18 protein-coding genes are annotated in these 23,448 nt (G+C 49.6%); 8 read left to right on the top strand and 10 right to left on the bottom strand.

Features of this window, described 5'->3' with window-relative positions:
• Positions 1-98 precede the first annotated feature (98 nt).
• Positions 99-3,887: an EAL domain-containing protein gene (locus tag RGU75_RS20600; RefSeq protein WP_322239196.1), complete on the top strand. Its 3,789-nt coding sequence runs from the start codon at positions 99-101 to the stop codon at positions 3,885-3,887.
• A 55-nt stretch (positions 3,888-3,942) separates the two neighbouring features.
• On the opposite strand, the gene RGU75_RS20595 is transcribed toward RGU75_RS20600, so the two are convergent.
• Positions 3,943-5,406, bottom strand: a complete 1,464-nt coding sequence (locus RGU75_RS20595) for a PLP-dependent aminotransferase family protein (protein WP_322239194.1) — start codon at positions 5,404-5,406, stop codon at positions 3,943-3,945.
• A gap of 205 nt (positions 5,407-5,611) precedes the next feature.
• Here RGU75_RS20595 and RGU75_RS20590 point away from each other — a divergent pair, with 205 nt between their 5' ends.
• Positions 5,612-5,926 (top strand): hypothetical protein, encoded by a 315-nt coding sequence (locus RGU75_RS20590; protein WP_322239191.1) that lies wholly within the window; start codon positions 5,612-5,614, stop codon positions 5,924-5,926.
• A 104-nt stretch (positions 5,927-6,030) separates the two neighbouring features.
• On the opposite strand, the gene RGU75_RS20585 is transcribed toward RGU75_RS20590, so the two are convergent.
• On the bottom strand, positions 6,031-7,332 hold the full coding sequence (locus RGU75_RS20585) for a nitrate/sulfonate/bicarbonate ABC transporter ATP-binding protein (protein WP_322239189.1): 1,302 nt from the start codon (positions 7,330-7,332) through the stop codon (positions 6,031-6,033).
• Positions 7,333-7,368: 36 nt separating this feature from the next.
• Positions 7,369-9,102 carry an ABC transporter permease subunit gene (locus tag RGU75_RS20580; RefSeq protein WP_322239187.1) on the bottom strand — a complete coding sequence of 578 codons (1,734 nt, stop codon included), beginning with the start codon at positions 9,100-9,102 and terminating at the stop codon, positions 7,369-7,371.
• Positions 9,103-9,774: 672 nt separating this feature from the next.
• Here RGU75_RS20580 and RGU75_RS20575 point away from each other — a divergent pair.
• The 4 genes from RGU75_RS20575 (at position 9,775) to RGU75_RS20560 (ending at position 13,209) form a co-directional block, all read left to right on the top strand.
• Complete coding sequence (locus RGU75_RS20575; protein WP_322239185.1) at positions 9,775-10,056, top strand: DUF427 domain-containing protein; 282 nt, start codon at positions 9,775-9,777, stop codon at positions 10,054-10,056.
• 292 nt (positions 10,057-10,348) lie between these two features.
• Complete coding sequence (locus RGU75_RS20570; protein WP_322239183.1) at positions 10,349-10,645, top strand: metalloregulator ArsR/SmtB family transcription factor; 297 nt, start codon at positions 10,349-10,351, stop codon at positions 10,643-10,645.
• Between the two features lie 148 nt (positions 10,646-10,793).
• Positions 10,794-11,981: an MFS transporter gene (locus RGU75_RS20565; protein WP_322239181.1), complete on the top strand. Its 1,188-nt coding sequence runs from the start codon at positions 10,794-10,796 to the stop codon at positions 11,979-11,981.
• A gap of 169 nt (positions 11,982-12,150) precedes the next feature.
• On the top strand, positions 12,151-13,209 hold the full coding sequence (locus tag RGU75_RS20560; RefSeq protein WP_322239179.1) for an alkene reductase: 1,059 nt from the start codon (positions 12,151-12,153) through the stop codon (positions 13,207-13,209).
• 213 nt (positions 13,210-13,422) lie between these two features.
• Here the strand turns inward: RGU75_RS20560 and RGU75_RS20555 are convergent, their stop codons facing one another.
• Both RGU75_RS20555 and RGU75_RS20550 read right to left on the bottom strand, forming a co-directional pair.
• Complete coding sequence (locus RGU75_RS20555; RefSeq protein ID WP_322239177.1) at positions 13,423-14,943, bottom strand: NAD(P)H-hydrate dehydratase; 1,521 nt, start codon at positions 14,941-14,943, stop codon at positions 13,423-13,425.
• Positions 14,944-15,002: 59 nt separating this feature from the next.
• Entirely contained in the window at positions 15,003-16,295 is a 1,293-nt protein-coding gene (locus RGU75_RS20550) for an FAD-dependent oxidoreductase (RefSeq protein ID WP_322239175.1), read from the bottom strand.
• A 310-nt stretch (positions 16,296-16,605) separates the two neighbouring features.
• Between RGU75_RS20550 and RGU75_RS20545 the strand changes: the two genes are divergently transcribed.
• Both RGU75_RS20545 and RGU75_RS20540 read left to right on the top strand, forming a co-directional pair.
• The gene (locus tag RGU75_RS20545; protein WP_322239173.1) at positions 16,606-17,847 is read left to right on the top strand and encodes an AI-2E family transporter; all 1,242 of its coding nucleotides are present in this window, start codon (positions 16,606-16,608) and stop codon (positions 17,845-17,847) included.
• Between the two features lie 66 nt (positions 17,848-17,913).
• Positions 17,914-18,471 (top strand): NAD(P)H-dependent oxidoreductase, encoded by a 558-nt coding sequence (locus RGU75_RS20540; RefSeq protein ID WP_322239172.1) that lies wholly within the window; start codon positions 17,914-17,916, stop codon positions 18,469-18,471.
• A gap of 247 nt (positions 18,472-18,718) precedes the next feature.
• Here the strand turns inward: RGU75_RS20540 and RGU75_RS20535 are convergent, their stop codons facing one another.
• From RGU75_RS20535 to RGU75_RS20515, 5 genes are read right to left on the bottom strand one after another with little or no spacing between them, the layout of a single operon-like run.
• Positions 18,719-20,797, bottom strand: a complete 2,079-nt coding sequence (locus RGU75_RS20535) for a DUF2235 domain-containing protein (RefSeq protein WP_322239170.1) — start codon at positions 20,795-20,797, stop codon at positions 18,719-18,721.
• Positions 20,797-21,288, bottom strand: a complete 492-nt coding sequence (locus tag RGU75_RS20530; RefSeq protein WP_322239168.1) for a DUF3304 domain-containing protein — start codon at positions 21,286-21,288, stop codon at positions 20,797-20,799. The genes RGU75_RS20535 and RGU75_RS20530 overlap by 1 nt, the downstream gene beginning before the upstream one ends.
• A 50-nt stretch (positions 21,289-21,338) precedes the next feature.
• Positions 21,339-21,470 carry a hypothetical protein gene (locus RGU75_RS20525; RefSeq protein WP_322239166.1) on the bottom strand — a complete coding sequence of 44 codons (132 nt, stop codon included), beginning with the start codon at positions 21,468-21,470 and terminating at the stop codon, positions 21,339-21,341.
• Positions 21,470-21,952: a DUF3304 domain-containing protein gene (locus RGU75_RS20520; RefSeq protein ID WP_322239164.1), complete on the bottom strand. Its 483-nt coding sequence runs from the start codon at positions 21,950-21,952 to the stop codon at positions 21,470-21,472. Before RGU75_RS20520 ends, RGU75_RS20525 begins: the two co-directional genes overlap by 1 nt.
• A gap of 41 nt (positions 21,953-21,993) precedes the next feature.
• Positions 21,994-22,875, bottom strand: coding sequence for a DUF4123 domain-containing protein (locus RGU75_RS20515; RefSeq protein ID WP_322239162.1), 882 nt, complete (start codon positions 22,873-22,875; stop codon positions 21,994-21,996).
• Positions 22,876-23,448: the final 573 nt, after the last annotated feature.

The raw sequence follows: 23,448 nt of genomic DNA, 5'->3' as shown, positions 1-23,448 counted from the left end.
GACCAGTTTCTTCATTCGCTTTTTTATGCCAACGTCTTTCTATGTATAGACTAAAAACGCTTTTGAAAATTGAATTCAATTTGCATAGGCTAAAGGTGATGTGGTCGCTTATTATTTCGGCTGCACTCTTGGTGGCGTTTGGGACTTTTAGTATCAATATTTTGTCCTCGGTTCGCGGGTTTGTCGCGGGTGAAAACAGCTACTCTAAAGCGCAGCGTGTTGCAGTCATGCAGTTGTTTGCATATATTGATACACGCGATTCTTTGCAATATCAGGCCTTTTCGGACGCCATTGCGATACCGTTGGGGGATCGGATGGCGCGGCTTGAGCTTGAGAAGGCCACGCCTGATATGGCGATCGTGCATCAAGGATTTTTGCAGGGTAAGAATCACCCAGATGATTTCAACGACATGGTCGGCTTGTTTCTTCATTTTAGTCACTCTTATTTGATGAGTCCCGTGACTTCCATTTGGGCGCAAGCGGATCGACAGATAGCCGCATTGAATACTGAGGCACAACAGCTGCACAAGGAGACGATTTCCGGTGTCTATGACAGCGTTTCCTCGCAAGCCGCGAAAGAAAGAATTAGGACAATTAGCCTATCGCTTGACCGCCTTGAGGCAGATTTTTCATTTAGCCTTGGGGACACTTCGCGCCAGTTACAACGATTGTTGTTGCTGGGAACCCTTTTAATCGGTGCGCTGTTGATCGCCATCGGTACACTTATTTCACGCTCAATACTTAGCAAAACCAAACGCGTGGAACGTGCCCTCGGCATCAGTGAAGAGCGTCTTTACTTTGCGATACAAAGTACCGGCGATGGGTTGTGGGACTGGGATATCGAAAAAAATAGCGTATTTTGTTCAGCACGTTTGCTGGCGTTGTTGGAGCAGCCCGACGATGGTTTGTCATATTCATCGCGCTACTTTCTGAAATACATCTATCCCCTGGATCAAGAGCTAGTGCGGGCAGGAATAGAAAAGCATTTAGACGATAGATCGTCGTATGACATAGAGTTTCGTATCGTTACGCGCTCCGGCAAGTTGCGATGGGTACGCCTGCGTGCACGTTCTAAGTTTAATGATCGTGGTGTCGCGATACGGATGACCGGTGCAATTGTTGATATCACAGAGGGAAAAAAAGCAGCACTGGAATTGACGCGTACTAATCGAGCATTGAAAATGTTAAGCCGGTGTAGTGAGGCTGTTATCCGAGCTGAAAATGAACGCGATTTGCTTTCTCAAGTATGTCGCGTTGCGGTAGACATCGGTGGATACCGCATGGCATGGGTGGGTTATGCGCAGGGCGACGAAGCCCGGTCGATTACGATTGAGTCTCATGCGGGGATTGATAACGACGCGGCCTTTGTCGATAATTTACAGGTTAGTTGGTCAGAGGACAGCCCTTTCGGCCGCGGCCCTGCCGGGCGCTCGGTTCGTAGCGGGAAGCCTATCGTGATTGAGGATATGGCGCACGATCCGCGTGTTTTTCCTTGGTTGATTGATATCCAGCTTCATGGTTATCGGGGTGGAATTTATCTACCGTTGCATGACAAGGACGGAACCTTAGGATTGTTGACGTTATATTCTGAAGAGATGATGGTAGTGGCTGTCGATGAAATTAATCTCCTGACGGAATTGGCTGGTGATCTGACATTTGGCATAAGAAGCATTCGGGCTCAACAACAACAACGCCAAATTCAGGCAGCAGTCTTAAAGATTGCCGTAGGCGTTTCGGCGAGTACTGGCACGGTATTTTTTGAGCAAGTAGCCCGTAATATGGCGGAAGCTTTAGGGGCGAGTGCGGGCTTTGTTACACGCTTGTTACCCGGTGAACCAGTGACCAGTCGCGTCCTAGCGGCCGTGATTGATGGGAAGGTGACGGAAAATTTTGACTATGTCGTTGCATGGGACAGCTACGAAGAAGTGTTTAATGCGGATAAATTTTTAATATCAAATAAAGTGTCAATGGACTTTTCCCGTTCACCGGCATTAAAGTCGCTGGGGACGCAAGCATCAATAGGCTGGCGACTCGATAACGCGGCTAATCAGCCTGTCGGTCTTCTCTTTATTTTGTTTCGCAAGCCTCTAAAAAACCTCGATTTCATTACATCTACATTACAGATATTTGCTGCGCGGGTGGCCTCCGAAATGGAGCGACAGGAAACCGATGTACGCATTCGAGATCAGGCATCGTTGCTCGATAAAGCGCAGGACGCGATCATTGTGCGCGGTATGGATCATCGCATCATGTTTTGGAATAAAAGTGCAGAACGGCTTTATGGCTGGACTCAGGACGAAGTACTCGGTATTCCGATTGAAGACCTTCCATTTGATTATTCCGTTATCTTTGAGGATGCAAAAAAGAAAATAATGCATAGCGGGGAGTGGAGTGGGGAAATTGCAAAACGGTGCAAGAGCGGTGCCACGCTGACTGTAGAAAGTCGGTGGACATTGGTCCGGGATGACCATGGGCAACCACAGTCCATTCTGGCGATTGATACGGATATTACCCAACGCAAGGCCTCTGAGCTTGAGATACAACACCTGGCTTTTTACGATCAACTCACCTTGCTGCCGAACCGCTTGCTATTAATTAATCGTCTCCAGCAAGCGTTGGCGGCGAATGTTCGTGGGCGACATTCGGGCGCGTTGTTGTTCATCGATCTGGATAACTTTAAAACGATCAACGACACGTTAGGTCACGACAAAGGTGATCTTCTGTTGCAGCAAGCTGCGTTAAGACTCGCAATATGCGTGCGTGCGAGTGATACAGTGGCTCGCCTTGGCGGTGATGAATTTGTGGTGATGCTGCTCGGACTTGAAGCTGAGCCTGATTCGGCTGTTGCACAAGCCAAGCTTGTTGGAGAAAAAATTCTGGCGGTACTCAGCAAGCCCTATCAAATTGCCGGCATAGAACATCACGGCACCGCTAGCATCGGGATTACGCAATTCCGAGATCAGCGAGATACTGTTGGGGAGTTATTGCAGCAAGCCGATCTGGCGATGTATCAAGGTAAGGCGGCGGGTCGTAACGCGATGCGATTTTTTGACGTGGAAATGCAGGCGGCGGTGACGAGTCGCGCTGCTTTGGAGGTCGATTTGCGGCAAGCTTTGCTGCACGGAGAGTTTCTTCTTTATTACCAACCACAGATGGACGGCGAAGGCCGCGTGACTGGCGCAGAAGGCTTGTTGCGATGGGTGCATCCGCGGCGCGGATTGGTTCTGCCTGTCGATTTTATATCGATGGCGGAAGAGACAGGGCTGATTTTGCCATTGGGCCAATGGATTTTGGAGGCTGCGTGCATGCAGTTGGTGGTATGGGCAGAGCGTCCAGAAACGGCACAACTAACGATCGCTGTTAACGTGAGTATTCGTCAGTTCCGTCATGCTAACTTCGTGGAGTTGATGAATGAAGTGTTAGATCGGAGCGGTGCGAATCCGGAAAGACTCAAGCTGGAAATTACCGAAAGTCTGATGGTCGATAATATGGACTCGACCATTGCTAAAATGACCGCACTAAAAAATCGGGGCGTACGCTTCTCGCTAGACGATTTTGGGACCGGTTATTCGTCACTTTATTATCTCAAGCGCTTGCCGCTTGATCAACTAAAGATTGATCAGTCTTTCGTCCGGGACATTATGACTAATCCAAATGATGCAGCCATTGCGCGCACCATCGTCGCGTTGGCGGAAAGCCTTGGCCTGATGGTGATTGCCGAGGGCGTGGAGACCGAAGCACAGCGTGAATTTTTGGCCCGCCACGGCTGTCATTTTTATCAAGGTTTCCTGTTTAGCCGGCCTTTGCTGATTGAACAGTTCGAGGTTTTTTTACAGCAGCATCTCCGCACCAGAAGTATGGGGAATGTAAAACTGAACGCTCTGTAAAAATTGACCGTTCAGATATTTATCTAAACGAGGCCGGTTCCTCGCTTGTCGAATTCTATGTTTGTTGTGTATGAATGATCGCGCCCAATTCAGCGTAGGCTTGCTTCACTTCATCTGAGAACGGCATCCCACAATTGAGACGAATAAAATGATCAAAACGTTGTGAGTTAGAAAAGAGCATACCGGGTGAGATCAGTATTTCGCGCACTAGCGCTGCTTCGAAGATTTTCCTGGATGAGAGGCCAGCGGGCAACTCGACCCATATCGAGACGCCACCGTTTGGCAGACTACAACGCGTACCGATCGGAAAGTGTCTGGAGATGGCTTCGGCTGTCAGATCACGTTGAACGCGCAGCGCACTGCGTATCTTACGCAGATGCCTGTCGTAAGCTGGCGAACCCATAAATTTCCCTGCAACTGTTTGCGACCATTCATCGTTGTAACGTGTCTGTGCATACTTCAACATATTGACACGGGCTTGCCAGCGGCCAGCCACCATCCATCCGAGCCGAAGTCCGGGAGCGAGGATCTTGTGCAACGATGCACAGTGGATGACATTGCCGGTCATATCGTGGGCTTTTAGCGATGTCAAAGGCGGCCCATCATGCACCAAAGCGCTATACGAATCATCCTCGATTAAGGCGATGTGCGACGTTTCACATAGCTGCACCAAACGTTTTTTGTGTGCTTCCGGCATGATGCTACCTAGTGGATTTTGTAGATGCGGAACGACAACGACCGCCTTGATATTGTCGTAAGTCTGGATCGCGAGTTCCAGCGCCTCAAGCGAGATACCAGTTTGCGCACTGGTGGGAATTTCAAGCGCACGCATACCCAGACTTTCCATCACCTGAAGCAAACCATAAAAAGTGGGTGACTCGACCGCAATGACATCGCCCGACTGCGCCACAGCGCGCAACGCAAGATTGAGCGCTTCGATGCAGCCATTGGTGACCAAAATGTCATCCGGATTGAGCATCATGCCACTAGCCAGCGCGCGCCTTGCGAGTACATCCTTGAAGATGACATTTCCGGTAGGGCGGCTTTGTTTCGAAAACATATCCGTATGGCAGCGCAATTCTCTGGTGGCGAGCACATTCAGTTGCTTGCCCGGATAGAGTTCGGGCGCTCCTGCGGCTCGCCCTAAATTAATACGTACCTTCCGCTGTCCCATAGAGATGATTTCGGATACTTTTTCGTGAATACCTATGAACTGGGCGGTATCGTGTGGTCGGCTCATATCCGGCTCGGTGACCGCCATTATCTCGGTTCGCTTCTGCGATTTGACGAAATACCCCGAACGAGGTCGTGCCTCTAACCAGCCTTCGCTTTCCAGAAAGCGGCAGGCTTGCAAAGCGGTGGAGAGACTGAGCGCGTGTTGCCGCGCCAGCGCCCGAACGGATGGCATTTTGTCACCAGGATGCAAAACCCGCGTTTTCATCGCCTCCAGATAATGCGTGGCGAGTTGGCGATAGAGCGACTGTTGAGGTACGGGCGGTTGAAGCATTTTGTTATCCATGCGTGATGATCCTACGGATGTTCGTGGGCGTATATAGACAGAAGGGATGAAACCAAACCATAACAGATGATTCAATTTGCATGTGATGCGATACAGATTGTGTGGGGCTGTCTATTTCGCTACCGTTGCTGGCGGCTTATTCTGCAATATCACTCAACAACGTCTGCGCTGCTTATGCGCCACCGCCATGGAAACTTGCAAATTGATGACAGGACAAACAACCACTTTTTACGCCAGCTCCGGCACTGGCGTGATTTTACGGGAGGGGAATGTATGCGTGACGGTCAATAATATGCAAATGGATTGCTATGGATGGAAAGAAGAAATGGGGCTGGACGGAAGCGGTGAGTGGATTGCGCCGCGCTCTGGTTGGTATTCTATACATGCCCGCCAACCCGCCTTGCTATACGTCACCAAGCCATCTTCCCTAGTTTTGCGTTTTTGGACAACGTTATCTGCAATATCAAGGCGCATGTTGGGAGTAACTTCTTCTATTAAGCCAGGTTCTTACTCAAGATGATGGCAAGGGGTAAAGCCTCGTAAATACCCGCGGGGCTGACGTGAAAAAAAGCTCGAGATTCGGGCTTTTGGAATTTCCATTGAAGCTGATCGCTCGTGGTTTGGCTAACTTGCGATGTCTTCCAGGCTGAAGATTTCTCTTTTATCGTCGTATGAAAAAATTTCAGCGTAACGACCCCAGCGAATAATCGCGTCGATTGTTTCTTCTGCAGCATCGTCGCTTAAATGGTCTTCCAATTCTTGCTGGAAGCGGGCACGCGGGGCGCGTTGGTTTGGCCTTTCCTGCAATATTGCCTTGATTCGGGCTGCCAATGGTACCTGGCGCAGCAGTTGCTGTGCGAAGACTTGTTTACGTTGTTGCACGCCATGATCGGCAAACTCCAGACCTAACGTCGTGAGTGTGATGTCACCTTCCGTCATTTCCGCGAACCCCAAATAGTGCAGGACTTCGGCGACGGGGAAAAGATCGTCGATCTCCAGGTGAAGACGTGCGGAAATATCCGGCATATCTGCGCGTCCGTTATACGGCGCGGCAGCCACGGTTTCTAACAAACCTGCCATTGAGTTGGTCGATACCGGATTAAGGCGGCTGGCGAGTTCCAGACCGGGATTGCTGCGGTTCGACACTGGCTGCAATCTGGCTGTCATCTTGGCGTAGATATCATCCACCAGTTGCCGGAACGCAGGATCTAATCGGTTGCGCGGATGCGGGAAGGGGACCTTGATCTCTGCAATGATACGACCGGGATTGGACGAGAGAACCAGAATGCGATCACACATGAACACCGCTTCTTCGATGTTGTGGGTGACGATCAAGATGGATTTGATCGGCAATCTGCCGTCGTTCCATAGATCGAGCAGGTCGGTGCGCAACGTCTCGGCGGTCAATACATCGAGTGCAGAAAAAGGCTCATCCATCAATAATAAAGTCGGGTCAACCACTAGCGCTCTGGCAAAACCAACTCGCTGCCGCATCCCGCCGGAAAGCTCACGCGGATAGGCATTTTCAAAACCATCGAGACCGATCAGGTCAATCGCTGCCAACGCACGTTTCCGGCGTTCGGCAGGCGGTGTGCCAAGCGCCTCGAGACCTGCTTCAACGTTGTCTAAAACGGTCAACCACGGAAAGAGCGCGAAAGTCTGAAATACCATTGCGACACCATCGGCAGGTCCATTTACTGGATGGCCACGGTAGCTGACGTCGCCGCCAGTGGGTTGAATCAATCCGGCGATGATGCGCAACAAAGATGATTTTCCGCAGCCTGAACGCCCTAGCAGGCCAACGATTTCGCCTTCATGCAACGTCAAACTGACATCATCAAGAACTAAGAGCTCGCCTTGCGCCTTGGCAAAACCACGGCGCACATGATTGACGTTAAGTATTTCGTTTTCAGTTATTTTTTGCATCGTAATCCTTGATCAATCTTTGAATTCTATGAAGTCCTAAGTGGCGTTCAGTTTGTTATTTGCATAGTGATACATCGGTCGCCAAAGCAGGCGATTGAATAACACCACAAATAACGACATCACAACAATTCCCAGGATGATGCGGGGAAAATCACCAGCAGCGGTGTACTGCGCAATATAAGAGCCAAGGCCGTGGGCGTTGAGTTTGGTATCGCCCCAAGATACTGATTCAGACACAATACTGGCGTTCCATGCACCACCAGACGCTGTAATGGCGCCCGTCACGTAGTAAGGGAAAATACCTGGCAACATCGCTTTACGCCACCATTGCCAACCGCGGATTTTGAAATTCGCCGAGACCTCACGATAATCGTTGGGATACGCCATTGCGCCAGCAATTACATTAAACAAGATGTACCACTGCGTACCCAGCACGATTAAGGGACTTAACCAAATGTCGGGATTGCCATTGAAGCGAACAATCAGAATGACAAATACGGGAAATAACAGATTGGCTGGAAAAGCCGCCAAAAACTGCGCCAAGGGCTGAATTTTTTCAGCCAGACGCGGACGTAAGCCAATCAGCACGCCGAGCGGTACCCATATCACGGAGGCAATAGCAATCAGCAGCATCACGCGCAGTAACGTGTAGAAGCCCAGTAAAAGGACGGTACCGACTTCGCCGATACTTACTTCTGATCCGATAAAGGCGATTACGCGCCACATTACCCAGCAACCCAATACCAAGAGCGTCGCGTTCCATGCAAAATCGACTAGCTTATTTGATACATCGTTGGTTTTCTTTGGCTTCGTTTTGCTTTGGTTGAAGCGTAAAGGTGCCGTGATAATGCGGCGAAACAGCATGCTGAATGGCGATAATATCGCTTGAATCAGACGCGTCCGCTGGATCAGATTAAGAAGCCATGACGAGGGCGAAAATTGCGCTGTCGTATTTTCCATACGAAATTTGTCCGCCCATGCCACGAGTGGTCTGAAGAGTAACTGGTCATAACAAATAATGACGGCGGTCATGACGACGATGACCCATCCGACCGCACCTAGATTGTGCTCGCTGATCGCCAGCGCCAGATATGAACCGACCCCGGGTAACGTAATGCTTTTATTCCCGACCGTAATCGCCTCAGCTGCCACGACGAAAAACCAGCCGCCGGACATACTCATCATCATGTTCCAGATCAGGCCCGGGATCGCGAAGGGGACTTCCAGTTTCCAAAAACGTTGCCAGCCAGAAAGATGAAAGCTTCGCGAAACTTCCTGTAAATCATCAGGAACGGTAGTCAATGACTGATAAAAGCTGAATGTCATGTTCCATGCCTGACTGGTGAAAATGGCAAAAATCGCCGCCAGTTCGGCACCAATAACGCGCCCAGGGAAAAGTGCAATGAAAAATGTCACGGTGAACGAGATATAGCCAAGCACCGGTACGGATTGCAATACATCTAGTGCCGGAATCAAAATTTTCTCGGCACGCTTGCTCTTGGCGGCAACAGTCGCATAAACAAGGGTGAAAATCAGCGATGCAACCATCGCGGCCAACATACGCAAAGTTGTGCGCAAGGCATATTCAGGCAAATTGTGCGGGTCTAGCGTGACGACGTTTGCAGTTAGACTTGAGAGCGGGGCGAGGGTATCTTTGACGCCGATACCGCTAAAGGCAATGATGCCTATAACCAACGGAAAAACCAGAAAGTCCCAACGATTAGGGGTGAGTCTTTTTGACAAAGGTAATGCGTGAACGTTTGAAGTCATACCTGGAATTCCTGATTACCTAAGTGATAAATGTCGTAAAGGTTGAGCGCGGCGGTGATATTTCGCGTTCTGTCTAATACCTTTTCCTTCCTCAAGGGCAAATGGCCCGGTGACTATGTTAAATTTGTCGGGAGATGACTATAAAGTTCAAGCAATGCTCAGGCAATGTTAGGTATACGTTTGACATAGTTTTCAAAGCTGTTTTAGATCGATATGATATATTTTTTTACGCACCCCGGCACGTTACCAACCGAATATGGCATTCTGATGACATGGTGGTGAAAATGCTAAAAAAATCTGCAAAATGGGAGGCGAACTCAAACAAATGTTAAGCCACACATGTTGACGCCTCGTTTAAGTTACGCATTTCTGCTTCACTTTACAAACTTGCCTGGACCAGAGCAGTTCAGTTTGACGAACAATCACCCTTAAGTGTGGATGACTCTACAGGGCGACATGTCGCGATATGGTGCGATAGAGCAATAGAGCGATAGCTTGCTATTGCTTGATTAAAACGGTTTTTTATTGCAATAGTATTAACGCGCACATCAGTCAATTTATTAATCACCGTATTGATAGTTTATTGTGATCTATCAACGCGATCTTTTTTACGCTCGCCAATCTGGCGAAAACGCTAGTCTCTCTTAGCGCCAACCACATCAAGGAGAAAAAATGAAAGCTATTTGGAATGACATGGTTATTGCGGAGTCTGACGATACCGTTGTTGTTGAAGGGAATCATTATTTTCCACGCACGTCGATTGATTCCGACTTGTTGAAACCCAGCGAAACAACCTCAAATTGCCACTGGAAGGGCACTGCGAATTATTACACTCTGGAAGTAGGCGGAAAAATGAATCCTGATGCAGTGTGGTACTACCCAGAACCGAAGGATGCCGCAAAGGAAATTCGCGGACGCGTAGCGTTTTGGAAGGGGGTAAAAGTAACCGAGTAAATGGTTGTCCCGTACTGTATTGATCCCATTTGACTGCAAGCTACCTCTATGAGGCGATATGGTTCGGCTCATGAAGTGGTAGCTGCGGTTAGTTTCTTGCTGTAAGGCTGCTTACGTCTTAATTTCTCGTGCCTGCACGTGGCTTGGACTCTTTTTTTTTCAATAATTTAAACAAGCATTTTGGCAGACGCCGAGCGGACTTTTTGAATGTATCGTAATATAGCGATATTAAGTTCTGAAAATCCCAATATTTAATTCTATTAAAAACGAAATACGTGTCTCGGCCAAAAAGATGAACTTCGACCTTATACATAAAGCGCTGGCTAATCCAGTTAGACGCCAAATACTGCAGTGGCTTAAAACGCCCGGAGAGTATTTTTCTGAGCAGGAATATCCGCTCGATATCGGCGTGTGCTGCGGTTTGATTGATAAGCGCACAGGATTGTCGCAATCAACCGTTTCAGCGCATTTAGCCACCTTGCAGCGGGCCGAACTGGTGACCACAAAGCGGGTCGGGCAATGGGTTTTTTATCGACGCAACGAAGACACCATTCAAGGTTTTCTTGCACATATGAATGGCGATCTCTGATAGGTATTTCCCGTAACAACCAGGGTTAAGTACCTTTGTCAGGGTTTGGTATCGGGACCACATTAGTGGATATCGATAGAGATGCCGTAACTTGGCTTCCGCCCAAAATGCTGTTGAATCGTTCTATCCATTTTTGTAAAGATTTGTCATGCCTTTAGCTCTACTTGTGTTGGCGCTTAGCGCTTTTGCCATCGGAACCACTGAATTTGTCATCATGGGTTTGTTACCGGACGTCGCGCGTAGCCTTGCTGTATCGCTTCCAAGCGCGGGTTGGTTAATTAGTGGATATGCGCTGGGCGTCGCGATCGGCGCACCGATTATGGCCGTGGCGACTGCCGCGTTGCCACGTAAACGCGCATTGCTGATATTGATGGGCGTATTTATTGTTGGCAATCTGATGTGTGCGGTGGCTGCCGATTACGGCTTTTTGATGTTTGCACGGGTGGTGACGGCGCTTTGTCATGGTGCTTTCTTCGGTATTGGCTCAGTCGTTGCCGCCAGTCTGGTGCCAGAAAATCGTAAAGCATCTGCCGTGGCATTGATGTTTACCGGATTGACCCTGGCCAATGTGTTGGGTGTGCCGTTGGGTACCGCACTCGGTCAGTTTGCCGGTTGGCGCACACCATTTTGGGCTGTGGCAGTATTGGGCGTGCTGGCGTTCGTTGGTTTGGCGCGCATCCTGCCTTCGCAAAAAGATGAGAAAAAAACTGATCTGCGTAGCGAATTCAAACAATTGGGCAGCGCCGGTATTTGGGCAGCGCTGGCGACAACGACGTTTTTTTCGGCAGCGATGTTTGCGTTATTTACCTACGTCGCACCATTACTTGAGCAGGTAACGCAAGTGACGCCACGTGGCGTGACCTGGACGTTGTTTTTGATCGGTCTCGGTTTGACGCTGGGCAATTACCTCGGCGGTCGATTGGCTGATTGGCGTTTGGGCGCATCGTTGACCGCTATTTTTATGCTGTTGGCTTTGGCGACTGCGACGATCAGGTGGACTAGCGTGGCGCTGATACCGGCAGAAGTGAATTTGTTCATATGGGCAATGGTCGCTTTTGCAGCGGTTCCTGGGCTTCAGATCAATGTCATGATTTTTGGTAAGGCTGCGCCAAATTTGGTGGCCACACTGAACATTGGCGCTTTTAACGTTGGTAACGCACTCGGTGCGTGGGTTGGCGGAATGGTGATCGCGCATGGCCTTGGATTGCAAGCAATACCGATCGCGGCGGGTGCACTTGCCTTGGTCGCAGTATTGGCGATGCAGTTATCAATTCGTTTAGCTAAAACAGAAAAATCGGTCACAACGACCAAAATAGTTTCTCCAGCGATGGGCTGACCCCATTTTTTTGAAGTATTTTTTTCCTTAAGTATCAGGAGGTTATTTGCGCTTTATGTTTTGCGCATAGGAGTTCTGCGCTTAAAAATTTACTTTTGGCTTTTTAAATTTTGACTTTTACCACTTTGATTTTTCTATTTACTTTTTTATTGAAATGACTACGCATACCATGACTACATTATTTGATCCTATCAAAATTGGCGATATCCAACTTTCTAACCGTATCATCATGGCACCACTGACGCGCTCGCGTGCCATCGGCGAAGGTCGCGTACCGAACGCTTTGATGACTGAGTATTACGTTCAGCGCGCTTCAGCAGGACTGATCATCAGTGAAGCGACTGCCGTGACACCACAGGGTGTCGGCTATGTTGATACGCCAGGTATTTGGTCTGAAGAGCAAGTCGCCGGATGGAAAAACGTAACTTCGGCCGTGCACGCTGCTGGTGGTCGTATCATCCTGCAATTGTGGCATGTTGGTCGTATCTCGGACCCAAGCTTGTTGAATGGTGAATTGCCGGTTGGGCCAAGTGCGATTGCAGCCGAAGGCCACGTCAGTCTGCTACGTCCGTTACGTGACTTTGTCACGCCGCGCGCTTTGGATCTTGCTGAAATCCCAGGTGTAGTTGCAGCCTTCCGCAAGGGCGCTGAAAATGCTAAAGCTGCCAACTTTGACGGCGTTGAAATTCACGGTGCGAACGGTTATCTTCTGGATCAATTTTTACAAAGCGGTAGCAATCAACGTACCGATATGTATGGCGGTTCGTTAGAAAATCGCGCACGCTTGATGCTGGAAATTACGGATGCTTGTATCAGCGTCTGGGGTGCTGCACGCGTTGGCATGCATTTGGCACCAGCTTGCGACACCCATTCGATGGGCGATGCTAATCCGCTGGAAACGTTTAGCTATGTGGCGCGCGAATTAGGCGCACGTGGCATCGCGTTTATCTGCGCACGTGAACCGCAAACGCCAAATCGTCTGGGGCCGCAACTTAAACAAGCTTTCGGTGGAACATATATCGCCAACCAACAGCTTACAAAAGCCGCGGCAGAAGAACTACTGACAAAAGGTGAGGCAGATGCTGTTGCATTTGGTCAGTTGTTTATCGCTAACCCAGACTTGCCGCGTCGTTTGAAACTTGACGCACCATTGAATGCACCAAAATCAGAAACTTTCTATGCCGCAACGTTGGAAGGTTATACCGACTATCCTGCGCTGGCAGCGTAAGTTAACCTGCCTATTCACTCTACGCTGCGTGATCGGCGTGATCCGCGCTTCCGGCCGTGCTGCGAAGGGTGAATTGAGGTAGTTGGTTTTAGTAAAAACGTTCATGATATGTATTTCGCAAACCGACTTATTAAGTCTGTTTGCGATTTTTTTTTGCATTGCGTTTTGCATCGTTGAGATGCATGGACATATGCATGCGATTCTGCGATTTTCTTAACTGGCCGACTGACTATCGACCAGTTCATTCAATAAGCTCCGCACGGCAGGAATTAATTCCCCCGCAGTTATGCCAATTGGCCCACATCCTTGCGATACCAGCAAATCCGCTGCGCTGCCATGTAACCAGACAGCACCGAGCGCTGCATACCAGTCAGACCAACCTTGCGCCAATAAAGCCCCGCAAATACCAGATAATACGTCGCCGCTGCCGCCCGTCGCTAACGCCGGATTTCCAGTCGGATTGATCACAGCAGAACCATCAGGCCGAGCAATGATGCTGCTTGCGCCTTTAAGCACCACTACCGCATTGAAGTGCTGCGCCAATCTGCGTGCTGCTGCCAAACGGTCGGATTGGATTTCAATGGTACTGATGCCAAGTAGTCGCGCTGCTTCCAACGGATGAGGTGTCATGACGGTAGCAAGGCCTGAATGACGCCGTTGCGCCACGAGTTGCTGTAATGCGGGCTCAACGGCAATCAAATTCAACGCATCCGCATCCAGCAGCAAGTGGCCGGGTGCCATTAACGTTTTTACCAACAAGTCGTGTGCTGTTTGGGATGCGCCAAGTCCGGTACCGACCACTAATGTCACCGATGTCAGGTCAAGGTCAGCCGCACGGCGACACATTAACTCTGGCTGACCGCTATCGTAGGCAGGTGCAGCATCGAGAAAGCCGATAAATACTTTACCCGCGCCAGATTTGGCAGCAGCGCGTCCCGCAAGGATTGGCGCACCAGCCATGCCTTCCGCACCACCAATTACCGCGACGCTACCGAAGCTGCCTTTATGCGAGTTCCGTGCGCGTGGTTGCAGGTTACGCGCGAATAGATCGCTTGAATTCAACCATGATCTTGCCGGAACCGAAGAGTTTTCTGGCAGGCCGAGTCCGGCAACGGTGACCTGACCGGCGTAGTCAGGGCCATCGCCAGTATGTAATCCGGTTTTATCGCCGATAAAGGTGACGGTATGGTCGGCAACTATGGCGATCCCATCGGGACCGACCACCATACCGGTATCTGCATTGAGTCCACTTGGTACGTCGAGTGCCAGGACTAAACAAGACAGCGTATTAATGGTCGCGACTAAGCTGCGTAAAGGGCCGTCCAGCGGACGGGTCAGGCCTATTCCCAGCAATCCGTCTATCACCAGCGTCCAGGCGATGCTGTCGATAATGGCAAACTGTTCAGGTGGCATCATGTGGACACCGGCACGATTGGCGCGGGCAAGGGCGCTGGCCGCATCGGGCGGTAACTTGTTGACTTCAGCTTGCAACAACGCAACAACGTCCGCACCAGCCTGCGTGAGGATCGTCGCCGCCTCGAGTGCGTCGCCACCGTTATTACCGGGGCCGACCAGCACGAGAATACGTGCTTTATGCGGACTTCCCGTTAATAAGCGCAGCGCAACATCCGCAGCGGACTGACCGGCGCGCTGCATCAACGTATAGGCCGGTAACGCAGTTTGAGCCGCTTGTTCGATACGGCGAATTTCTGCGCTTGCGTAAAGTGCCGTCATGGTAATTTTGCCTCATTCTATGTTGGGGTAAAAAAAGCCGCCCAATAGATGACGTGCTGTTAGCGTCGATAGCGCGCCAATGTCAGTCCGTCAATATCAATCTCGGGCAGACGACCTGATAGTTGGTCTGCTACAATTTTAGCGGCACCCAATGCCATGCTCCAACCGCTGCCGCCATGACCGACATTGATGTATACATTGCTGCTGCTGGTAGCGCCAATGAGTGGTACTTCGTCGGCTAACATAGGAATGTTGCCGGTCCACATTTGTGCATTGTGATAATTGGCGGCATCGGGATACCAGTCCTGCGTGACCTTTAATAGTGTGCGCAGTGCTTTGTCGTCGATGCCAGTGTCGCGCGCGCCCAGTTCCGCAATTCCGGCTACGCGTATGCGCTCGCCGAGGCGCGCCATGGTGACCTTATAGGCATCATCTTGCAGCGCCAGTTTAGGCGCAACTTCATAATTTTTAATTGCTGCCGTTATAGTGTAGGTTTTGACGGCCTGCAAGGGCACTTTTAAGCCAATTTTCCTCAGAAGGCGGGCGCTTCCTGTTCCTGCAGCAACGACCACAGCGTCGGCTTGCAGCACATCATCACCAATTTTTAGTGCCACCCGTCCATCATGTGGATCAATGGCATCGACGCGAACATCAAAGTGAAATTGTACGCCGCTCGCCTGCGCAATGGCTTTTAGCTGTTTGGTAAATAAGGTGCAATTGCCTGACGACAATTCTGGAAAGTATAATCCTCCAGCAACGCTGCGGGCGGTCTGTAAGGCTGGTTCCAGCGCTTGTGCACCCGCTCCATCCAACAATCGATGGGCAACATTTCGTTCCGTCAGCAAAGCTTGAAGCGGGGCGGTTGCGGCTAATTCTTTTTCTGTACGAAATAGTTGTAGCAAGCCGCTACTTTGTTCGAAATCAAGTTGATAGTCCAGCTGAAGCTGAAGCAAAATTTGCTGACTATAACGGGCTAAGCGGTGCATGCGTTCGCTGTGTAATTGATAGCGTTGTAACTCGGGTTTTGAGGTCCAGCGCATTAACCAGCGCCATAACGATGGGCTAAGACGCGCGTTTAAGATAGTGGAGGCCTCCTGGCTGAACAGGCCAGAAAAGATACGCTTTCGCATCCCGTTGACTGCCCACGGCGTGGTTGAGGCCGTTGCCAGCATCCCCGAATTTCCCAGTGTGGACACTTCGGCGACATTGCGGTGTTGCTCGATCAGCGCCACCTGATGTCCTGCTTGCGCCAAAAAGTAAGCGGTCGACATGCCAATAATACCGCCGCCAATGACGACTATTTGTCTTGTTGCTGGTTTCAGTAATTCTTGTGGTATCACTATTTTACTCAATTAAATCCAACTGCTTTTAACAATAACCCGATGAACATTACATCTTGTTTAACCTGCAACGTGGTCAGCGCACCTCCAAAGGAGCGACCAGAATCATACCTTGAATTGATCGCAGTCCTTGCGTCACGAGTAACATTCCCTTAAAAGTTAGCATTGCATTGTCTAAAAATCGCCTTCTTGAAGCTAAACCTTAACCATTTATGGTCGAGGAAGGATAAGATATATTTGTGCACGATAGATGCGAATTGGACAAATATACTATCGCCATAGTTGAGTGACGATTTAAGATAGGCAACCGATAGGCAATATTATGCAACCCAAAAATAGCCAGCGACTTGAATCAAAAACCGATATGGCCCTTGACGCGATGCCACCCTCAGCGGAAAGCGGATTGGGGACCGCTGGCGCCAAAGCCAATCCCGAACCTGCACATTTTGGCGATCCGATTTCCGCTCTGACTTCGACGCGGGCGCGCGAACCGCTTGCCAGCCGGCTGCATGTTGACGCTCGTGGCGCGGCATTGGCAATTATCGCCACGGTGGTTTTTATTTTTGCGCTGCAATGGGCGCAAAAATTTCTGGCACCCGTGGTGTTTGGAATTTTCATTGCCTACACCCTCAATCCTGTCGTCGTATGGTTGCAGCGATTAAAGCTACCCCGCGTCGTCGCTACCAGCATCGTCCTGCTAGCCATTTTGGGTGGTGGCGCAGTGGTGACAGATGCTTTGCGGGGAGAATTTCAGTCTATTTTGGAACAATTGCCACAGGCTTCGCATAAGTTATCGCGAGGACTAGCGAAGTTGCGTGACGGTCAGCCAACGACCATGCAGCAAATGCAAGCCGCGGCTAATGAAATTGCAAAAGCTACGGGTGGGCAACCCTCCGCACGCGAATCATCGTCGGCTTCCAGATTGAGTGACTGGTTGCTGGCCGGATCGCTAGGTGCGATTGGTTTGTTAGGACAGGCGCTGGTCGTTCTATTCCTGGTATTTTTCCTTTTGCAGTCGGGAGATACATTTAAGCGAAAATTGGTGAAGTTGACCGGTCCTTCATTGAGTCGCAAAAAGGTCACCGTGCAGATTCTGGATCAGATTAATACGTCGATACAGAATTACATGTTTATGTTGCTGGTCACCAATATTTTGCTGGCGTTATTGATGTGGATAGCATTTCGTCTGATTGGCCTACAAAATGCCGGGGCTTGGGCGGTCGCGGGTGGTTTTCTGCATATTATTCCCTATTTCGGCTCGCTGTTAATCGCCATTGCAACTAGCGTGGCGGCGTTTATGCAGTTTGGAACCTTTTCGATGATGTTTTTGTTGGCTGGTATTTCTCTCGGGATCGCGGCGATTGTCGGCACGTTTGTCACTACGTGGATGACTGGAAAAATAGCTAAAATGAATCCTTCGGCTGTTTTTGTGGCTTTATTATTTTGGGGCTGGCTGTGGGGAATTGCCGGACTGCTGGTTGGCATTCCGATTGTGGTGATCATTAAAGTTATCGCAGAACATGTAGAAGGAATGTCGCCGATTGCAGAATTGTTAGGCGAGTAAGCACGTTATTTGAGCATTAGCGCGAACTATTTTGAGGTCGATGATGTAATTTAAAAGGAATTTCAAATGGCTAAACCACCTATCAAAATACTGGGCATTTCGGGCAGCTTACGAAAGGGCTCGTTTAATACAGCAGCGTTACGCGCCGCTATCGAATTGGCACCGGAAGGCGTCACCATCATCGAAGCCGATATCTCGGATATTCCGCTCTACAACGAAGACGTTAATGCCCAAGGCCGACCACCTTCAGTGGAACGATTTCGGCAACAAATTCGCGACGCCGATGCGCTTCTATTTGTGACGCCAGAATATAATTATTCGGTTCCCGGCGTATTAAAAAACGCCATTGATTGGGCCTCGCGTCCACCGGAGCAACCATTCGCGGGTAAACCGGCGGCAATCATGGGCGCTAGTCCCGGTGTAATCGGTACGGCGCGTGCACAATATCATTTGCGTCAGATTGCGGTATTTCTTGACTTGAAAGTGTTGAATAAGCCGGAGGTGATGATTGGCGGGGCTGGCGATCGTTTTGATAGCGCAGGCAAACTAACACACGAGCCAACGCGTGAATTTATGGCAACAATGCTCGTGGCGTTACAGGATTGGACTTTGAAGCTTAAATAGTATTGATTGAGTCCTGATCCTGAGGTCTGAATCCGGCGATAGAAAGTCAGCGATATAATCGGTGTGTGGGTTGCCTCCCGATCGCTACGTAATGCCGCTTTGGAATGTAAGTCACGCGCTTAAAACTTAAGGTGGCGCTAAAAAAGTACGCATCGCAGTGACAAAATAGTCGTTGTGATGCGTACAAATTTATCTTTATTTGATTTTATCTACGCGAGTAGATCGTTATCGATTATTCGATTATTTCTTATTCAAACACATGGCGCTGTCGTAAGTATCCACTGCCTTCACGCCGCGTTTTGGTTTGCGTGCGAATAAAGACGGAGCGCAACTCAGGTGCATCAGCATCGGTCTGTATGGGAAAAAACTTAGCGAGTGCAGCCTGTTCATGGGGAGCAAAAACCGTTTGTTTTTTGGCGCTCTCCATAGCCCTGATTTGGTCTGCCCGATAGCCGGGTGCCTTATCGGCCTGCTTCATCGTATCGATACGGCTTTGCAGTATGTCGCTCAACTCTGGGCTGACCGCGATAGCACGTTGATAATTTCTCCATACCTGACCGTTATACGATGTTGATGGCGATTTTCCGGTTTTATCATACGCTGTCGCCATCTCAAGTAATGCCTCCGCTTTATCCTCATCAGAGCCGTATCCTGCGATAGAAAAGCTCGCTAAGGAGTCATGCAGATAGCCTTCCAGCAGGACTAAAAATGGGGTCTTTTGTGATGCCGCGACTTTTGTCATCTCTTCCAGGGCCCATAACTCATCTGGTCCCGGAGGGGAGCCCTGTATCGCCAATCGGAGTTGCCATGCATTGGCGCTGCCATCCACCATATCTGAAAATCTGACAAACGCTCTGACAGCAGTGTCGCGACTAACCGACGTTCTCGCTAAATGCGCACGCTCTTTGAGCACCGCCACGTCGCCTCTGAGCAGATCGTTATAGCTTTGCAAATCCTCCTGATCTTGCGGATTGGCGCGACTATAGCCGAAAGATTCCTCCAAACCACTCAGCCGTAGCCGCCGAAAAGCGTAATACAACGCCATGTGTTTGCGCACAATACTGTGATAGTTGCGCTCAATCTTGTCGCCCGGCACACCAACAAACTCGGCTTTACCGGCCGCCATATAATCATTCCAGGCCAGCGCTAATTTGGGACTGATGATGTAGTCTTTCTTCAGGCGCTCATCCATCACGCAGTAAGCCGCGAGCGGCACACCCGCTTTGCTGGCGGCCCGATGCATGTGTGCCAAAGGGATTTGCGATGCCAACATGCCCATCTCACCCTTCCCATTCCAGATGCCGCGCCCCTGATCACCGGGTTTGTAAGCGCCACCGACATCAGAGTGAACACCGGGATAAATCACTTCGGACACATTCTTTCCCTTCACACGGGTAAGGGGAAAGCTGCGCCGTTGCTCATGCGCGGCGATGTAATGAACGGTCTGCCTGACACAGTCCGGGAGCGGTTTGAGGACTTCTCCTGCCCAATCCTTATGACCGTCAGACCACACCACGGGTATGGTTTCCTTCGCAGAGTTTGGTAACCCGATACTTGCTACGCTATCGAACAATCCCAAAAAATCGATACTGACTCGCATCCCTGCAAACGTGCCATCTGCATCCAATACGTCGTTAAACCAATAGCAAAAAGCGCGTGCTATTACCGCACCGCGTGAGAACCCGAATACGGAAATTCTGATATGGTCAATTCCCGGCAACGGACGCGATTTGCGCGCTGCACGTAGCTTTTCAGTGAGTTCGGCCAACCAACTGTGCCGGTCAGGACGCGAGTCATGTCTATCGGCTAGTGGATCGGTGGGATCTTTATCTGCACCGTATTGCTTCAGTTTGGCTGTAATTTCCTCAAGATCAAGCATTTTGTTATCTTTGTTAAAGGTTCGAAATACTGCGTTATAAACCTGTAACAATCCAAATAAAATTCTAGCCTTACTACCATCGCCGAAAGCCTTACCGCCTTGCAATTCGCGCCATTCGACGTTTTCTGGAAAGCGGGTTCCTACACCGGGCACGTAAAATTTATAGTGATAAGGAACCTGTAGCGCACTTTTTTCATCGACGTCCTTATGGGCATTGAATAATTTCACGATATTGGTATGACCATTCAGGGGTTCATCCCGCTCCTTATTATTGTTACTTCCGTCGAAGAATAAACCAATCTTGACTACAACTTGGCACGGAGGTCCGTTTTTGGCCGGACGTGTATCGATAGCCTGGACCGCGCATAATTCGGTGATTGACATCGCCATTTCATTTTCGATGCGATCAGAAATAATCAGTGGTGCGGATTGGACGGTGGCGTCCATTACTCTTCCTCCGGCGGGGCGACTGTTGCGTTGTTCAAAATAGGATGTTGAGGGCTTTGTGCCCCGGCCAACGGAGAAGAAACCACCCGGACTTCATCGTTATGAAAAAAATGTACATACAGTGTTCCTGCTTTTTCGTACCGTTTAATCGTGGTAAACTTTTCTACCCAAAAATCTTCGCCTTTGATGGGCCGATTCCAGCGGACCTTAACCTTCATTCCTGGTCTCCATTCCAAAGGCAGCATGTAGCCGAGGGCGGCGCTTCCGCCGCAACTGAGGCCGCCTACCATGCGTTTGCTATAAAATTCCTGCACCCTAAAGGAGTAAATATATGGCGCACCGTCATGACTTAAGCATCCCATATCTACCGCCCGCATCGGTATATCAACATAAGGAATAGCTTTTGACGGGCGAGCGGGTTTTGTTGGCGCTGTCGAACAGGCGGTGAGTAAAATTGTTATTGCAATAAATAAGGTGCTTTTTAGTCGCATTGATTGAACCTTTGGATCGATAGTTGAAGCGGTTGTGTGGTGACGTGCCGTTAAGGATTGGCAATTTTTGCAAGACGTGTATCGACAGCCTGGACCGCGCATAATTCGGTGATTGACATCGCCATTTCATTTTCGATGCGGTCAGAAATAATCAGCGGCGCGGATTGGATGAGGGCGTCCATTATTCTTCCTCCGGCGGGGCGATTGTTGCGTTGTTCAAAATAGGATGTTGAGGGCTTTGTGCCCCGGCCAACGGAGAGGAAACCACCCGGACTTCATCGTTCTGAAAAAAATGTACATAGAGCGTTCCTGGTTTTTTATACCGTTTAATCGTGGTAATTTTTTCCATCCAGTCACGTGCATTCGGTTTCCAGCGCACTTTAACTTTCATACCTGGTTGCCACTGCAGAGGCAGCATGTAGCCGAATGCACCGATTCCGCCGCAACTCAGTCCGCCTACCATGCGCTTGCTATAAAATTCCTGCACCCTGAATGAAGAAATGGAGGGCGCACCGTCATGACTTAGACAACCTAACGATACGGGTGCCATTGGTATATCAACATACGGAATAGCTTTTGACGGGCGAGCGGGTTTTGTTGGCGCTGTCGAGCAAGCGGTTAGCAAAATTGTTACTGCAATGAATAAGGTGCTTTTTAGACGCATTGGTTGATCCTTGAGATTAGGTAGGAAATTCGGGGGAGAGATCAAGCGAAACGTAAAAGGGCAATCTCGGTTCCGTGTTTTTGGGCTTCGTCCAATAACGCCATGGCTTGCTCCCGATCTGGCATCACCAATGCGTGAGCGATCAACTTTCTGCGCTCTGGATCGTTCAGAATTTCACGCCTGTTCAAGCCCGTGATGAGATCAGTGATCATCGCGTACAGTTGTGATGGCTTTCGCTGTGCGGTGATCGCAGGTATGTTTTGGGCGAAATGGCGCAAAATATAATCTGCCTCGCCGCTATCGATTAACCATGCGTATTGCTTGTCGGTAATATCGAAGGCGTTTGATTCGCCCACTGCTGAAGGTACGTAGGATGCTGTATCAATGCATGTTCCGTCGATGGTCGTCAGCGTGCCTTTGCGGTTGATTAAGTGCCATTTGGCAAAGCCGGAACAAAATGCTTTACGTTGTGCGGCATCGAAGCTGTACAGAATATCTTCACTGCAGATAGTGTCCGAAAATGGCAGCGAAAAACACAATCCGTCAGATGGTGTGCGGATTTGTAGGAATGGCGCGAAGTGACGTTGTAGCGCATGGATGGTGAGCGGGCTTTGCATAATGCTGAGCATCGGCTTGCCCTCACAATTTTTTAGTACACCGGATAAATTCATTGCGGTGATGGCGATCAGGAAGGGTGCACATTCTTCCAGCTCGCTTAACACCGTCTTGTCGTACAGCGAGACAACATCACTGTTTTCGCTTCGACTTTTTTTCCACATTTCGATACCGAAGTCATCATCAAATGTGCCATTGATCAACAGGTAGGTTGAAAGGCGTCTATGTTTATTATGAACTTCAGCCAAGGTTGCTTCGATCTGACTGCATAATGCGGGATGCTGTGGGTCAAGGCCGTAATAGATCATATGTTTTTTTCAGATTGGTTGGAATGGGGACCGTGCCATGTGGAGCCGCCGTTTTCTTATCGATTTCCCGGTTGCCGTTTGGATCCCGGTCGATATGGCTAAAGGGGAATATTGCGAACGAAGCAGATCGCTTCAGGCGTGTTGGAATAGCGCTCGAATATGCGCTTAAATGGCGACTTCTTAAAACGGGGGGAGGCCTTCCGTAACGACTGTGAGGACGATTAATAAAATCGCAGAGGTGAGAAACTCTGCCGACATACTAAGCGCTAATTGCCACGAATAGTTCTAAGAAGATTCTAGTAATTGATGTGAGTTTTTAATTGAATTTTAAAAAACAATTTATATTCACTATCGGTTTAGCTGTCTGAAGCCATTGGTCATCGTTATAGAAACCAGCGTTTAATCGTCTTGTAGAATGCCGGGGGACGCACCAGTTAGCCAACCGCGCATTGCGTGATTGGGGTTACGGTGCGAATCAATTATTCAAGCTGACAAAAAAACACCGCAAGACATCTAAAAATGTCTTACGGTGTTTTGATAACCTTCAACTTTGAACTTCCTAAAGTCAAATGG

Origin of the sequence: Glaciimonas sp. CA11.2 (genome assembly GCF_034314045.1) — a bacterium.
Taxonomy (GTDB): Bacteria; Pseudomonadota; Gammaproteobacteria; order Burkholderiales; family Burkholderiaceae_D; genus Glaciimonas.
The sequence above is the reverse complement of the archived record's forward strand: the minus strand, read 5'-3'. Positions and strand labels throughout refer to the sequence as shown.